The organism is Paraburkholderia sp. BR14374, from assembly GCF_040948685.1.
In the GTDB taxonomy this organism is placed as follows: domain Bacteria; phylum Pseudomonadota; class Gammaproteobacteria; order Burkholderiales; family Burkholderiaceae; genus Paraburkholderia; species Paraburkholderia youngii.
In genome coordinates this window covers 1-255 of record NZ_JBFPKF010000160.1, presented here as the reverse complement: position 1 = coordinate 255, position 255 = coordinate 1, and the positions used below count along the sequence as shown (strand labels likewise).

1 pseudogene is annotated in these 255 nt (G+C 60.4%); it reads left to right on the top strand.

Going from position 1 to position 255, the window contains the following annotated elements:
• Positions 1–255: pseudogene (locus AB3X86_RS38485) on the top strand (IS3 family transposase); the annotation flags it as partial.

The window sequence follows — 255 nt, the reverse complement described above, 5'->3', positions numbered from 1 at the left end:
GCTCCACGCGAAGATTGGCCAGTTGACGCTGGAGAACGATTTTTTAAGCGGAGCGCTCGGCAAGGCGGGGTTGCTGAGCGGAAAGCGATGATCGACCGTGCACACGCGCTACCGATTGCGCAACAGGCGCGACTTGTGGGGATCGCCCGATCAAGCGTCTACTACCAGCCTCAACCGGTCAACGAGACGGAACTGAAACTGATGCGCCGGATCGACGAGCTGCATCTTGAGTTCCCGTTCGCGGGAGCGCGCATG